The sequence below is a fragment of the Acinetobacter sp. YH12096 genome, assembly GCF_013419215.1.
In the GTDB taxonomy this organism is placed as follows: domain Bacteria; phylum Pseudomonadota; class Gammaproteobacteria; order Pseudomonadales; family Moraxellaceae; genus Acinetobacter; species Acinetobacter amyesii.
This window is the reverse complement of the sequence record NZ_VPAM01000024.1, coordinates 17326-31736: the sequence shown is the minus strand read 5'-3', so window position 1 is coordinate 31736 and position 14411 is coordinate 17326. Positions and strand designations below refer to the sequence as shown.

The following is a 14411-nucleotide window of genomic DNA, read 5'->3' as shown; positions in this document are numbered from 1 at the left end:
TAATTTTTATTTAGGCTGACGTGGCTTAAATTGGATCACACCGATATCATCTGGCACGGCTGGTTGTTCAGGTTGATCGACATGAGTCGGTCGATTTTCACTGTAACCACAATCAATGCATTCGATCCATTCGTCTTCGCCAGAGGTCAGCATGACAACCCGGTCCATCGCTTGGCATTTTGGACATTTTGCACCTGCAATGAAGCGTCGTTTAATGGTCATCATACTTACCTTGAATCTAACTAAGGTCACTAGTTTAAGCGTTTTTAGATGCGTTCGTCCAACCTTGATGACGCAGCAAAGCATCTATTTTTGGCTCGCGTCCGCGGAAATTGATAAATGCGTCAAGTGCCGTATCTTTTCCGCCAACTGCTAGAATAAATTGTCTAAACGACTTGCCAGTCGAAGTATTAAAAATTCCTTCATTTTCGAATCGGTCGAAGGCATCACTCGCCAAAACCTCTGCCCATTTGTATGAATAATAACCGGCAGCGTAGCCACCTGCGAAGATATGACTGAAACCATGTTGGAAACGGTTGTACGAAGTGGTAGGTGCAACCGCATATTTTTGACGAATAGCATCTAAGGTTTGTTGGATGCCTGCAGCGTCCAAAGCAGGGTTGGCCTTATGGATATTTAAGTCAAACATGGCAAATTCAATTTGACGTAACGTTTGCATCCCTGATTGGAAGAAACGTGCATCTTGCAGTGCTTTTAGCAGATCGGCTGGTAAGGTTTGTTTTGATTCAACATGTTCACTGAGTAAATCTAAACTTTCTTTATCCCATGCCCAGAATTCCATGAATTGACTTGGTAATTCAACAGCATCCCAAGCCACACCATGGGTACCTGCGACAGAAATGTTATCTACTTCAGTGAGCATGTGATGTAAGCCATGACCAAACTCATGGAATAGGGTGATTACTTCATCATGCGTTAACAGAGCTGGTTGCTCGCCAATCGACGGAGTGAAATTACCAACCATGTAGCAGATTGGTTTTTGCAGACCCGTATTGGTTTGCATACGTGAACGGAAGCCACTCATCCATGCACCACCACGTTTGCCTTGGCGTGCATAAAGGTCAAAGTAGAAACCACCAATGACTTGACCTTGATCTTCAAGTTCATAATAACGTGCGTCTTTATGCCAAACAGGCGCTTCACGCTCGATTACATTGATGCCATAGAGACGATTTACAATGCTGAACAAGCCTTGAATAATTTTTGGCGCAGGGAAGTAAGGTTTTAATGCTTCTTGCGATAAATTAAATTGTTGCACTTTCAGCTTTTCAGAATAATAAGTGCTATCCCATGGCTGTAGTTCAGTGATGCCATCTTCGCTTGCAATCGCTTTTAGCTCTGCAATCTCTTGGGTTGCAGGTGCACGTGCATGTTCAGCCAAATCACGTAAGAACGTATCGACAGCTTCAACACTTGGCGCCATTTTACTTGCCAAAGATAAATCGGCATACGAGTCGAAACCTAGCAAACTTGCCATTTCATGGCGTAGGCTGAGGATTTCTTCGATGACAGGCGTGTTATCAAACTCAGGTTTATCAGATTGATCTGAAGCACGTGTTGTATAAGCTTTATAGAGTTCTTCACGTAGTTCGCGATTTTGCGCATAGGTCATAATCGCTAAATAGGATGGGAAATCTAAAGTTGCAACGGGTTGTTCTAGCTCACGTTGTTGACCATATTGTTTTAACAGTTCAATACTGCTTTCTGGTAACCCTAGGAGTTGTTCTTCAGTAAGTGGCTTGAAGTAGGCTTGTGTAGCATCGAGCACGTGATTTGAGAAGTCAGAAGAAAGCTGTGACAGACGTGAAGAAATTTCTGCATAACGTGTTTTTGCTTCACCTTCTAAAGCGACACCTGAAAGCTTGAAATCACGCAGTGCAAGTTTAATCGCACTTTGCTGTGCTGTAGGTAGGTCACTAAAAATAGGAGCATCGTGTAGATGCTGATAGGTTTGATATAACGGTGTATGTTGACCAAGTTGTGTGTAGTATTCACTTAAACTTGGTAATAAAGCCTGATGAACTTCACGTGTTTCGGCATTATTCATGACAGCATTGAGGTGCGAAAGCACGCCCCATGCTTCACTCATGTTATTTTCAAGGGTATCGACGTGTTCGAGTACTTGTAGTTGTGCTTGTACGGATTCGGGTACATCCGTTAATTCTTTTAAAAATGCCTGACCTTGGGCAATGCTCTGTTCAATCTTTTGTTTTAAGTCTGCAAGGGTAATTTGGTCAAATTGTGGAACAGGCAAAGTTGCCTTTTCTAATGTCATGTCGGTCTGCCGATTTATTTCCTGTGTTATTTGTAGAAGTAAGGCTTCTAGAAGGATAAATCAAGCCTTGGGTGCTATTTATTCGCTCTTGTTTCACCGTGGATAGATTGAATATCTTGGATGTAGGTGCCAAAGCGCCCCTCAATGACCGATAATTTTATGAATAGATTTTGATTTTTGTAGTGTTCATATTCATCTGCATTGATTCGAAACATACCAGTAGAGTCATACGGTGTTTCAATAGAATAGTAGACACTTCCTTTTTTACCATGTTTTTTAACAGCGCTTGCTTCCCATGTCACCACAGTAGGTGTACCTAAAACTAGGGTATGAAGCAGAGGAGGATAGACAACTAGATTTAAGTAAAGAAACAGAATTACAAAAATAGGGAAGAGGAGTAAAAAATAGAATTTTGGCTTTTTTTGTACATTTGTCCATGTACGTGGAATGATCCATTGCCCGTATCTATGCAGAACATAAAAGTAGATCAAAACAGCCAAATAAATCAACGTTGCAACAGTGAAGGCTGTGATTTTGACTTGATCTGTTGGGGTAAAGTCTATAAAAAAGAGGGCAATCAGTGCTGAAATACTAAGTACAAAGACTAAGCATATTACATATTCATGGTAATAGTATTTAGTAATTTTCTGTGATGTCATGATTTTTAAGTGTTTTATTTTTATAGAGATATATTAAATGAAAAAGAGCGCCGTAGCGCTCTTTTTATTTAGCAAAATTTACTCACCCTTTGCTTTGGCATTGGATTTTTTCTTTTTCGCTTTTAACTTTTTCTTCACTTTATCTTTAGCCTTAGCTTCAGACTTTGTTGCTGACTTTTTAGCAGGGTTCTTGCTGTATGCGCTGGGCTTTCCTTTGCCTTTCTTTCGTCTGGGCTGTTCCCCTTTGTCGTCAGTAGATTGCCGGGGACGGTCTTTAAACACTTCTTCTTTCGATTCAGTGCATGGGCTATTTTTCGCAGCAACACGTGGCGCACGCTCACGTATAGCACGACCTGCATGGCTGAGCTGTTGAATCAATTCGAAATCAATTTTGCGGTCTTCAAGGTTAACACCAGCAACTTTAATTTTGACTTCATCGCCCAAACCGAAGCTTTGACCACGGTTTTGACCGACTAAGTTTTGACTTGCTTGATCGTAGACAAAGAAGTCATCGCCCAATTGGCTCACGTGGATCATGCCATCTACATACAGATCTTTAAGGGTGACAAACAGACCAAATTCAGCTGTGGCACTGATTGTACCGACAAACTCTTCACCCAGATGCTGTTGCATGTAGTGACATTTGAGCCAAGTGGTTACAGAGCGTGATGCTTCATCAGCACGGCGTTCAGTGGCAGAGAAATGCTCACCAGCATCATCTAGCGATGCACCTGAAATTGGGTATTTTTTGGTGGTGAGGCTTGCTTTGATTGCACGGTGCAATAACAAGTCGGGGTAACGACGAATTGGCGAAGTGAAATGCGTGTAGGCATCATAAGCCAAGCCGAAGTGACCTGCATTTTTAGCGCCGTAGTAGGCTTGCATCATTGAACGTAATAACACTGCATGAATGCTTGGCGCATCAATACGGTCTTTAGTCGCTTCAATCACAGCTTGGTAATCGGCTTGAGTGGGCTGTTCAGGGAACTTCAGACCCAATAATTTCACGAAGTCACGCACTTTTTGAATGCGTGAGAATTCAGGTGGCTCATGCACACGGTACAACATTGGCACTTCATTTTTCAGTGCATATTCCGCTGCTGCGACGTTTGCCAATAACATACATTCTTCAATGAGTTTATGTGCATCATTACGTGTACGCGGCAGAATTTCATTAATACCGCCTAACTCATCAAATGTCATGTAAGTTTCGACGGTTTCGAATTCCATCGCATGACGTTCAGCACGCAAGCCTTTTAGCACTTGGTACAATTGGAACAACGTATTCAGTGATTTACGTACATCACGATCTTCAGTAATGGCTTTGCTGTCACCTTCAAAATATTGTGCAACTTGATCATAAGTCAGACGTGCTTTTGAATGCATCACGGAAGGGTAGAACTCGTAGCCTGTCACACGACCAGCGCGAGACAACTTCAGATCACACACCATACATAAGCGGTCGACGTTTGGATTCAGAGAACATAATCCATTTGAAAGTGCTTCAGGAAGCATGGGCAACACAAAATGCGGGAAGTACACCGATGTACCACGTTCTTGCGCCTCGTCATCGAGTGGTTTACCTGTGCGGACATAATGGCTTACATCGGCAATTGCCACCACAACACGGTAGCCACCACCTGGACGTTTTTCCGCATACACGGCATCATCGAAGTCGCGGGCATCTTCACCATCAATGGTGACAAGCGCTAAATCACGTAAATCGACACGACCTTCACGGTCTTGTTCTGAGGGTTCTTTAAAGCTGTCAGCTTCTTGTTGTACCGCTTCAGGGAATTCGTAAGGTAAACCAAACTCTAAAATGGTTTGCGGAATAATAATTTCAGTGTCTGCTTTATCAGCCATCGACTGAACAATATGACCTGTCGCAAATTCTTCTTTGGTTGGGTAGCTGTCAATCGCAATACGCACAGAGTCGCCGAGTTTGACTTTGGCATGCTCGATTAATTCTTTTTCTAACGTAATCGGTTGGTGTGCATTGGGATTTGCCGGTTGAATAAAATATTCACCTTCATATTCAGACACTTTACCAATAATTTCTTTGACACGATGCTGTAGAACTTCAGTAATAAAGCCCCATGCCTTGCCTTTACGGTCTACCGATGTTTGGCGGACTTTAACACGGTCACCATTAAACACCTGACGTAACTCACGCTCAGGAAGTAAAAGGTCATCTTCACCGCTAATATTGGCTGTGCCTAAACCTTTTGAGTTGATATAAACCGTTGCTTCATGAGTCGGTTGCTCAGCTGCAAGCTGGAACTTAAATCCATCTTTCATCAACTGACCATCTCGAACCATCGCAATCAGACGATGACTCAGTGCATCAATACTTTTTTGATCGGCAATTTCAAAATGTTCTACAAGATCGGCATGCGACATTGCAGTTTTCAGTTGTTCAATCGTCTCTTGAATCAGAGTACGGCTTGGAATTGGATTGTCATAACGTTCGGCTTCAGCTTTTGCTTCAGGATCGACCCAGTTTTTCATATGTATTTGGCTTCAAATCAGAAGATTAGGATTAGCATAAGTCATGCAAGCAGATACTGCACGCAATTGATTGCAATAAAGTGTTTTATGCCGATATTTTATAAGGTTTAAAGCTGAAAAGTAGAGGACAGCAGTGCGTGCTGAACTAATTTTGCACTAATTTTTTGAAAATCGTTTAAAAAATATCTAATTGAGTAAAAAAATGAAAAAAATATAACGACTGTGCTTGCAGTCGTATCATGATCTTTGTATTATGGCGGCACGTTACGGTGAGATGGGTGAGTGGCTGAAACCACATCCCTGCTAAGGATGCATACGGGCAACTGTATCGAGGGTTCGAATCCCTCTCTCACCGCCACGATTTACTTATGTCGCGCTCATAGCTCAGCTGGATAGAGCACTTGGCTACGAACTAAGGGGTCGGGAGTTCGAATCTCTCTGAGCGCACCAATAAGTAAATCTGAAAACGTAGTCTTTTAAGACGACACAAGTTACGCGCTCATAGCTCAGCTGGATAGAGCACTTGGCTACGAACTAAGGGGTCGGGAGTTCGAATCTCTCTGAGCGCACCAACTTGAACAAATTACCGCACATGTTGCGGTTTTTTTTGTGCCTGTGATTTATCGTTTTGATGCAGCCTGTCTTTTGTCTTTTGTCTTTTGTCTTTTGTCTTTTGTCTTTTGTCTTTTGTCTTTTGTCTTTTGTCTTTTGTCTTTTGCTTTTATAAAGCGTTCTATTCCATTTGCTTTCTTCAACAGATTAACGCTTATTTCAGATGTTCATGGTGATGCATTTTTTTAAAGCTAAGATAAAGAAAAGTTGGGTGAGTTAAAGCCGTGATTCAATGAGGGCAATATATTTGTTATCCATTTTGAGCATTTATACGTGAGTATTGCTAAGTTTAAATTCCAAACTTGTGATGCAAAAGCCATTAAAAAAGTAAATCTAGCTGATTTTTAGCGTGTTTAAAGGGTAATTGTTTATTTGCTGTGCGTTTGGTTAAATTTATATGAAAAAGCTCTTAACAAAAAATAAAAATCACGTATAATGAGCCTCATCAAGACGTCGCGCTCATAGCTCAGCTGGATAGAGCACTTGGCTACGAACTAAGGGGTCGGGAGTTCGAATCTCTCTGAGCGCACCAACTTGATCAAGATTGAAAAACCGCACATGTTGCGGTTTTTTTGTGTCTGAAATATAGCTAAAAACAATAAATTCAGCTCATCAATCAAGATTCTAACTTAACTTCTGTTTAACTTTGAGTGCAAAGACCGTATTTCCGCCTAAAGCCGGCAACATGTCGTGATACGGCATACTGCGCATAGCACGAAGTAAAAACGGTGCTTTGTCATCAATCTTCACCGCACTGGTCAATTGTAATAACGACCCTTGTTGTAAGGGGCGAATATGCATAGCACCTCGGACAAACTTTAAGTCCCCACCTGTCGCGGTGTATTGATTTTGCAATAAATCGGGATAGTTAAAACGCATTTTAAAATCGAAGGGAATATTGATCACGCCTAAACCCACCGAAATTTTATAGTCGGCATCCATGAGGTGCGGATTAATTTTCTGCACTTGCATGTGTTTGACTTGTCTTGGAAATAAGTGCTTGAACGAAGACACATTAATCCAGCGCTGTAAGCTCGAAGGCTCTTGTGCATAATATTGAAAACTGGTGCTAAAGCGCATCAATTCATAATTTTGCCCAAAGGGAACGCGCTGCGCTGTCAAAATAAAGGACACAGGTTCTTTTGAGCTTTGACTTAATTGGGTGACTTTGTCGAGTTGAGAGGCATTTAATTTGAGTTCAGGCAATTGATTTGCAGCGAGAGTTTCACTACTAAAGGCTTTAAATCGGCGCTGTAATGATTCGAGTAAAAAACCATTGGTTCCCGCAGGAATCCCTAATTTGGCATCGGGTAAGGCATTTAATATTTTGCTAAACAAAAAACCTTTGGGCTGATTTAAATCGCCCCATTGGGTCACACTAATCAAGGTGTGTTGTGCATCAATCTCAAACCATTCAATTTTCCCTGCACCAAAGGGCACTGGTGCTTCTAGAACCAAACTATTAATGCTGTTGTGCTGAATTTGGTGCTGCATCACCACAGTTTCTTTAAAGTTTAAAACCGGAATCGGCGTCGGGATGTGGATGCGATATTCAACTTGGCTGGTTGAACCTTGCTGTTGCAAAACCTCAGCAGATTTTAGCGTGGGAAATAAGCCGGCGTAGTTTGGATAATTACTGAGTAATCTGGCGACATTTTTACTGTTGGTTGGGACAACCACCGCGGCACTTTGAAATTTACCAACGACTTTTTGTCCTGCTTTCATCGTGGGTAGACTAATTTGCTGTGAAGGATGTGCAAAAATCACGATGTGATCACCGGCAAGATTTGCCAAGGCTTTGGCATTGCCATTAAATAAGTCCAAACTACTAGGAATCTGGGGTTGCCATTGAACGAATTTGGCCCAACTGGTCGATATACTCAGTCCACTCAGAAACACCAGCACCATGATTATTTTTGTTATCTGCATGTCACATCCTGCGTATGCAATCTTTTATTTGTTGCTGTTTTTAACGTATTTCTAGAGGGAAGGGAAGTAGTGATGTGTTACAACCGACCATTAAAAAGCATGAAGCAAGTTTGAATTGTGGTGTAGTATTTAGCGCAATTCATTTTTAAATATTCATACGCTTATGTCTGAAAATCTACCTGCATTATCGCTGCGCTATTTTTTAAATCTAGAAGAATCACAGGATGGTTTTGCACTAGCTACTTTTGGCAAAAAGCAATTTACGCGTTTTTTAACGCCAGCCATTAGCCTTGGGATTATCATCTGGGGTTTTTACTTAGGTGTAAATGGTGTCGGTGCCTACTATGTTGGGCTGGGTACTTTCTTTTTACTTCTTCAAGGTATCATGCGTTATTGGTTTTTACCGATGATGTTTAAACGCCAGTTTGTAAAATACCAATTAGGAAAAAGTGAACAAGGTATTGATTTATTTCAAGACTATGCAGAAATTCATGCCAATGGTCGTAAGAATATCTTCCATTATGCTGAAGTGGCCAATTTTGCTGAAGGCAAATTGACCTATATGCTTGAGCTGAAAAATAAAACCGTGATTATTGTGCCGAAAAGTGCATTTAAAGATACTGCGGACCAAGCGATTTTTAGCAATACTTTTCAGCACTAAGACAATCTATTCATAACAAAAGAGGGAGTAGTATGCAGTCACGTCCATCTAAAATTGTTTGCGTCGGTCGTAGTTATGCAGATCATGCCAAAGAATTAGGCAATGCAATTCCTGACCGTCCTGTGCTTTTTATGAAGCCGCCAAGTGCATTAACCGCATTAGAGCAAGGCATCTCATGGAATCCTGCATGGGGCAGTTGCCACTATGAATGCGAATTAAGTTTACGTATTGATCGTCCTTTATCGGCTGAAACTGATCCTCTCAAAGCCTTAGAAGCAGTTGGAGCTGTGACTTTGGGCCTAGATCTGACTTTGCGTGATCTACAAGATGACTTAAAGAAAAAAGGTCAGCCGTGGGAACGTGCCAAAGCTTATGATGGTTCTTGCATCCTTGCGGATTGGGTCGATGTCCAAGAGGTGGTTCAAGATTGGAAAGATGTACATTATACCTTGCATGTCAATGATGAACTGCGTCAGAACGGTGATACTGCTTTGCTGATTTTTGATGTGGGTACATTACTGGCCGATATTAGCCAAGTGTTTAGTCTTGAAGCGGGTGATGTGGTCATGACAGGTACGCCTGCAGGTGTCGCGGCACTACAGTCAGGTGAGCAGTTGAAAATGACGCTGAAAGGAAAAAATCAGGATTATATCTGGACAACCTTTGTCAAATAATCTGTGGGCTAAATATAAATAAAAGGCTGCTTAATGCAGCCTTTTTTGATTGATCTATTCAGTACTGCTTGATGGTGGTGGCTCATTGGGTTGTAAAGGACCAGTGTCTTTCCATGTTTCATAGGTATCGGCCATATGCTGTGAGTCGGTGTCTCCCAATGCACCAGCTTTGGCATACCATTGTCGCGCTTTTTCACCATCTCGAATGTCATAATGATAATAATGTGCCATTTTCATCGCGGCGTCAGCGTCTTGTCCTTGTTCTGCAGCATAGCTTAAATATTCGGCAGCTTTGTCGGGTGTAGACGAAGGATGTTCAGAAAAATAGTGTTGATTTCCCAAGACTTTGATTGCTTCGACATTCTTTTGTTTGGCAGCTTTTTCATACCAAATTTGCGCTTGGTGCTTATCTTGAATTAAGCCTTTTCCAGTGTCGTACATCCAACCAACGGTATATTCAGCAGCAGGATCATGAGTTTTTTTTTGCAAGGTCTAGCACCCAGTGTGCAAGGAAAATATTGCCATCTTGCTGCATCTTTCGAATCACTTGATCTGCATGAGAGTTTCCTTGGTAGGCTTGAGTCATTAACCATGCAAATGCGACCGTAGTGCCTTGATCCGCAGCAGCTTTGTACCAATGTACACTTTGTTTGATATTTTGTTCTGTGCCCGTTCCACTGATGTATAAATCACCCACTTTCATTTGTGCGGTCGCATCACCACTTTGAGCTATTTTGAGCGCGGATTTAAATTCACGCTGTTCTTTGGAACTACAAGCCATTAAAAATACGGCAGATAAACACAGCGCTAAAATGGTTTTTTTATTCATTCGAAATGGAGTCTTTATCATTTTTCGTAGATTTTTTGATCTTAACGGATTGTTGAATCACTTTATAGAGACCCTTATAGCTAAATTTAAACACATTTAGGGCTTTAAGGTAGATTTCCTAAACTGATCTGGGGTGCAAAGCATCCATTTTTTAAACATATTTATAAACGCTGAGGCATTGGCATAGCCAAGTTCTAAGGCAATATTTTCGACGGTTTGGCCTGCGTTGAGCATGGACATGGCTTTCATGACTTTGAGACGTTGTCGCCATTCATGCAGTGACATCCCAAGTTCTTTTTGACAATAACGCGCAAGAGTACGTTCCGTCATATTTATCCGCTGTGCCAATTGCTCAAGCGCGCTCTGATCTGCAGGATGTTGATGTAAATAATCAAGCAGCTGTTTGAGGGCAGGGTGATCCGAATGCGGTAAATAACTACTGACCAGTTTGGCTTGATGCAGTTGATCTAAGATCACATGGAGTAAGCGTTGATACTCGGCCGTATTTTCCATGAGATCGGCTTGTTGATGCAACAGACGCAAATGGCTGAATATCGCTGTAACTAAAGGTGAGCTGAGTAAAATCCCCGGTTGTTTCGGTAAGTGAGTACATAGCGATTCATGTACATATAAGGTTCCATGTGAAACCGCTGTACGATTTAAACCACTATGTTCTAAATGTGGGGGAAGCCAGATACCATAAGGTGGAGGGGTAATATAGTCTATTTGATTGATGTTCACTTCCATTACGCCATTAAAGGCATAGACAAACTCGCCCCAAGCATGTCCATGAACGGGATAAACAGACAGTGCAGGATCGTCACGAAAACTGATCCACAGTGCTGCTTGAATTTCATCGTTGGTGGGAAGTTGTTGCAACTGCGTATGATCTGCACGAGCTTTATGACGCATGAGAAATTTTGCCTGAATAAGAAGATCACTTGTCTATTTTGAAGTATATATTTTATTTCTGACAGTTCTATAGTGTTGCGTGTCGTATTGTCGAGTAAATAGTGTGGAACAGCGTAAGGCGCTAGATGCAAAAGCTTCTGGTTTGATGATTATTTTGTGCATGATTTTAGGGATTCAACAGGTCATTTTGAAATTGGCCGCGGTTGATATTGCGCCGATCATGCAAATTGCCATCCGATCGGGTTTGGCTGCGCTGTTGGTCTTTCCACTGATTCGTCTTAAGCCGGGAACACATTTATATACACGCGAATACTTGCTGCCGGGTATCTGGGTGTCGTTTTTATTTTCAGCCGAATTTATTTTAGTGGCAGAATCCCTGCGCTATACCTCTGCATCACATACCGTTGTCTTGCTCTATACCGCACCGATTTTTGTGGCATTAGGTTTACATTGGAAGTTGCCTGAAGAAAAACTCACAGCGATCCAATGGGTCGGTATTTTTATTGCCTTTTCAGGTATTGTTCTATCGTTTATGGGACGTGAAAGTAGCACTACAGTCAACACTCAAGCACTGTTGGGTGATGCGATGGCGCTACTTGCAGGGGTGATGTGGGCCTTGACCACTATTTCATTAAGACTCACCAAACTCTCTAATGCACCTCCGACTCAGACCTTGTTTTATCAGTTGGTTGGTGGTTGTGTATTTTTATTACCCGTGGCGTGGCTGACAGGACAAATGACTGTACATTGGACGGTGTTGTCCATCAGCAGTATGATTTTTCATGTGCTCATTATTTCATTTTTTAGCCTGATGCTTTGGTTTTGGCTGTTAAGTAAATATCTGGCCAATGGTCTGGGCGTTTTTTCATTCCTTACCCCAATCTTTGGACTGGTCTTTGGCGTATTGATCTTAAACGAAACGATTGAACTGAACTTTATTTTGGGAACGGCCTTAGTAATGGTTGGAGTGATGACGGTAACCTTGCATCGGTGGTTGTCTAAATTGATGGGACATCAGTGCACAGCGATCTAATATCATGTATAAATTAAAAGGGAGAGCTACGGCTCTCCTTTTTTATTTACGCTTATTTTTCTTCAAAAATAGTCGCAAGCGGTATCGAGAGTTTGGCCGCAAGATAATCATCCGATTCGACCAATTGCGGCCCAATTTTTTCCATCCAAAAATCATCTGGATCGACGCGACCTAAATCTTGCCGTTTAGGGAGCGGATAGGGCAGCTTACTGTAAAAACTCCAAAAGTCCACTTGGGTTAAATTACGAACTAAAACATAATGATCATCATCTGTACGTTTAATCAGGTGTTGCTCTTCAAAGAATAAAATATAGCTTGGCAGGCGGCCGATTTCATCACGCCCTAAAACCTCAAGTGCTTCTTTTTCTGTCACGCTCTGACCGAGTTTTTGCTTTTTATAAAATAATTCAAGCAAATCCATCAACATAATCACAGGATGGCGTTTTTGATCTTTGCCTGAATTAAAGGCGGTCAGTGCATAACTAATTTCTACCCCAATCAGCACGATATTCCATGAAAGGAATATCCAAAGTAGGAAAATTGGCACCGCAGCAAAAGCACCGTAAACGATTTGATAACTGGTGAAATTTGACATGACAAAACCAAAAAGGTTTTTGAGTAATTCAAATACCACGGCACTAAAGACACCCGCGATCAGCGCCGCCTTGATCGGCACACTACGGTTGGGAATCGTCCAATACAGAATGAAAAAACCTAAAATGGTCAATGAAAAAGACAAGATCCACAGCAGAAAAGCCCCATCCAGTTCATAGCCGGCAAAATTATTGCTGAGGACATTCATTGAGGCCAAGGTAGATGACACAACAAATGCGCTACCCAGTAAGATCGGGCCTAATGAGATAATAGTCCAATAGCGCATGAAGCCAATTATGCCGCCACGTGTCTCACGCACCCGCCAAATTCGGTTAAATACCGTCTCAATACTGGTCAGCATCATGACTGTGGTAATGAATAAAAACAGCACACCTATCACGGTCAAGTTACTGGATTTATCGGTGAAGGCATTCAGTGCTTTATCAAAAGCAATTGTCGTTTTCGGTAGGAAATTACTATAAATCAATTGTTGAAGCTGTTGACGAGCAGGTTCTAAAGCTTTAATTGAGGAGATGATGACCAAGAATACGGTCAACATGGGTACCACTGCAAACAAGGTGGTATAGGTTAATGATCCTGCTTGTTCACGGCAGCGATCGGCTTCAAAACGTCGAATGACAAATAAAACAAACTGAAACCATTTCTTGTCGTAAAAGGGAAGTTTTTTTAAAAATGCTTCGATCATTCGTTCAAGTCTCGAGTTATTTTAGTCATGTTTATGCAATTTTCATCACTTAGCTTAACCAAAAAATAGGAAAAATACCGTATAGTTTTCTTTTTTCATTGAATTTATAAAAATGACGCAAGCTTATGTACTAGTGCTGTATTACAGCAAATATGGTTCAACACGTGAGATGGCACATTTGATTGCCAATGGAATTGAAGCGTCTGGAATAGCGGTAAAAATACGAACCGTTCCAAATTTATCCGCTGTGGTGACTGACGTGCAGCCCAGTATTCCTGCCGAAGGCGATATTTACTGTAGCTTAGATGACTTAGCGCATTGCTCAGGTTTAGCCCTTGGTTCGCCAACACGTTTTGGTAATATGGCGTCGGAAATGAAATATTTCTGGGATCAAACCACAGCGCTTTGGCTCAATGGCGCATTACATGGCAAACCTGCCTGTGTGTTTACCAGTTCAGGTTCAATGCATGGCGGACAGGAAAGTACTTTGCTGACCATGCTGCCACCTTTGTTTCATCACGGAATGATGGTTATGGGTTTAAGTAATGCCCATCCTGCATTATCGAATACCAAAACGGGTGGTACGCCTTATGGTGCAAGTCATGTCAGTGGTCCACGCCATGATCAGTCATTGAGTCAAGATGAGCGAAACTTATGTGAAGAGCAGGGTAAACGCCTGGGCGAAGTGGTCAAAAAGTTGATTTGATACTTACTTGTTCTAGGAAGTTACACAGACTTTGTAGCGAACGAGCAAGAAAAGGCTTAAATATTGCACTTTTCTTGCTTTTTTACGTGTGATTTCTTTTTATTAACGATGTCGTATTTGCGCCCAAAAATATAAAAATAAATCTGTCGAACTATTCTTAAAATACCCAAAATAAGTGATATCAATAACATATTGAAAGTTTTTAAATACAGCCTGCTCAGTGATGGCCTTGAATCGATTTTTGCTGTCTTTTTGGGCGCGTTATTTTTATTTTTTGATTACATGATTT

13 protein-coding genes and 4 tRNA genes are annotated in these 14411 nt (G+C 41.6%); 8 read left to right on the top strand and 9 right to left on the bottom strand.

Annotated features, from left to right (window positions below):
* Positions 1–6: 6 nt before the first annotated feature.
* The 4 genes from FTU36_RS11130 to rnr form a co-directional block, all read right to left on the bottom strand.
* On the bottom strand, positions 7–216 hold the full coding sequence (locus FTU36_RS11130; RefSeq protein WP_171256675.1) for a YheV family putative zinc ribbon protein: 210 nt from the start codon (positions 214–216) through the stop codon (positions 7–9).
* A gap of 40 nt (positions 217–256) precedes the next feature.
* Positions 257–2296 carry a M3 family metallopeptidase gene (locus tag FTU36_RS11125; RefSeq protein ID WP_180117930.1) on the bottom strand — a complete coding sequence of 680 codons (2040 nt, stop codon included), beginning with the start codon at positions 2294–2296 and terminating at the stop codon, positions 257–259.
* Between the two features lie 74 nt (positions 2297–2370).
* Complete coding sequence (locus FTU36_RS11120) at positions 2371–2955, bottom strand: hypothetical protein (protein ID WP_180117928.1); 585 nt, start codon at positions 2953–2955, stop codon at positions 2371–2373.
* A 78-nt stretch (positions 2956–3033) separates the two neighbouring features.
* Positions 3034–5466 (bottom strand): ribonuclease R, encoded by a 2433-nt coding sequence (gene rnr, locus FTU36_RS11115; protein WP_180117926.1) that lies wholly within the window; start codon positions 5464–5466, stop codon positions 3034–3036.
* Positions 5467–5734: 268 nt separating this feature from the next.
* Here rnr and FTU36_RS11110 point away from each other — a divergent pair.
* From FTU36_RS11110 to FTU36_RS11095, 4 genes are all read left to right on the top strand, one after another.
* Positions 5735–5824 (top strand) — tRNA-Ser (locus tag FTU36_RS11110).
* 15 nt (positions 5825–5839) lie between these two features.
* Positions 5840–5916: transfer RNA gene (locus FTU36_RS11105), tRNA-Arg, on the top strand.
* 45 nt (positions 5917–5961) lie between these two features.
* Positions 5962–6038: transfer RNA gene (locus FTU36_RS11100), tRNA-Arg, on the top strand.
* A 495-nt stretch (positions 6039–6533) separates the two neighbouring features.
* Positions 6534–6610 (top strand) — tRNA-Arg (locus FTU36_RS11095).
* A gap of 92 nt (positions 6611–6702) precedes the next feature.
* Here the strand turns inward: FTU36_RS11095 and FTU36_RS11090 are convergent.
* Positions 6703–8007: an SRPBCC family protein gene (locus FTU36_RS11090; protein ID WP_180117924.1), complete on the bottom strand. Its 1305-nt coding sequence runs from the start codon at positions 8005–8007 to the stop codon at positions 6703–6705.
* Between the two features lie 163 nt (positions 8008–8170).
* Between FTU36_RS11090 and FTU36_RS11085 the strand changes: the two genes are divergently transcribed.
* Positions 8171–8668, top strand: a complete 498-nt coding sequence (locus tag FTU36_RS11085; RefSeq protein ID WP_180117922.1) for a YcxB family protein — start codon at positions 8171–8173, stop codon at positions 8666–8668.
* Between the two features lie 32 nt (positions 8669–8700).
* Positions 8701–9342, top strand: a complete 642-nt coding sequence (locus FTU36_RS11080) for a fumarylacetoacetate hydrolase family protein (protein ID WP_180117920.1) — start codon at positions 8701–8703, stop codon at positions 9340–9342.
* A 54-nt stretch (positions 9343–9396) separates the two neighbouring features.
* On the opposite strand, the gene FTU36_RS11075 is transcribed toward FTU36_RS11080, so the two are convergent.
* From FTU36_RS11075 to FTU36_RS11065, 3 genes are all read right to left on the bottom strand, one after another.
* Entirely contained in the window at positions 9397–9831 is a 435-nt protein-coding gene (locus tag FTU36_RS11075) for a tetratricopeptide repeat protein (RefSeq protein WP_180117918.1), read from the bottom strand.
* Positions 9812–10171, bottom strand: a complete 360-nt coding sequence (locus tag FTU36_RS11070; protein WP_180117916.1) for a sel1 repeat family protein — start codon at positions 10169–10171, stop codon at positions 9812–9814. The genes FTU36_RS11075 and FTU36_RS11070 overlap by 20 nt, the downstream gene beginning before the upstream one ends.
* 96 nt (positions 10172–10267) lie before the next feature.
* Entirely contained in the window at positions 10268–11083 is an 816-nt protein-coding gene (locus FTU36_RS11065; RefSeq protein ID WP_180010537.1) for a helix-turn-helix domain-containing protein, read from the bottom strand.
* A gap of 103 nt (positions 11084–11186) precedes the next feature.
* Here FTU36_RS11065 and FTU36_RS11060 point away from each other — a divergent pair, with 103 nt between their 5' ends.
* Entirely contained in the window at positions 11187–12116 is a 930-nt protein-coding gene (locus tag FTU36_RS11060) for a DMT family transporter (protein ID WP_180035678.1), read from the top strand.
* 52 nt (positions 12117–12168) lie between these two features.
* Here the strand turns inward: FTU36_RS11060 and FTU36_RS11055 are convergent, their stop codons facing one another.
* Positions 12169–13416: a YihY family inner membrane protein gene (locus FTU36_RS11055; RefSeq protein WP_180117914.1), complete on the bottom strand. Its 1248-nt coding sequence runs from the start codon at positions 13414–13416 to the stop codon at positions 12169–12171.
* Between the two features lie 112 nt (positions 13417–13528).
* Here FTU36_RS11055 and wrbA point away from each other — a divergent pair, with 112 nt between their 5' ends.
* Positions 13529–14122 (top strand): NAD(P)H:quinone oxidoreductase, encoded by a 594-nt coding sequence (wrbA, locus tag FTU36_RS11050; RefSeq protein ID WP_180117912.1) that lies wholly within the window; start codon positions 13529–13531, stop codon positions 14120–14122.
* Positions 14123–14411: the final 289 nt, after the last annotated feature.

Coding starts and splice junctions, on each gene's coding strand:
- FTU36_RS11070 (WP_180117916.1), bottom strand. CDS start 10,171: ATGAATAAAAAAACCATTTTAGCGCTGTGTTTATCTGCCGTATTTTTA.
- FTU36_RS11090 (WP_180117924.1), bottom strand. CDS start 8,007: ATGCAGATAACAAAAATAATCATGGTGCTGGTGTTTCTGAGTGGACTG.
- FTU36_RS11120 (WP_180117928.1), bottom strand. CDS start 2,955: ATGACATCACAGAAAATTACTAAATACTATTACCATGAATATGTAATA.
- rnr (WP_180117926.1), bottom strand. CDS start 5,466: ATGAAAAACTGGGTCGATCCTGAAGCAAAAGCTGAAGCCGAACGTTAT.
- FTU36_RS11055 (WP_180117914.1), bottom strand. CDS start 13,416: ATGATCGAAGCATTTTTAAAAAAACTTCCCTTTTACGACAAGAAATGG.
- FTU36_RS11080 (WP_180117920.1), top strand. CDS start 8,701: ATGCAGTCACGTCCATCTAAAATTGTTTGCGTCGGTCGTAGTTATGCA.
- FTU36_RS11065 (WP_180010537.1), bottom strand. CDS start 11,083: ATGCGTCATAAAGCTCGTGCAGATCATACGCAGTTGCAACAACTTCCC.
- FTU36_RS11085 (WP_180117922.1), top strand. CDS start 8,171: ATGTCTGAAAATCTACCTGCATTATCGCTGCGCTATTTTTTAAATCTA.
- wrbA (WP_180117912.1), top strand. CDS start 13,529: ATGACGCAAGCTTATGTACTAGTGCTGTATTACAGCAAATATGGTTCA.
- FTU36_RS11125 (WP_180117930.1), bottom strand. CDS start 2,296: ATGACATTAGAAAAGGCAACTTTGCCTGTTCCACAATTTGACCAAATT.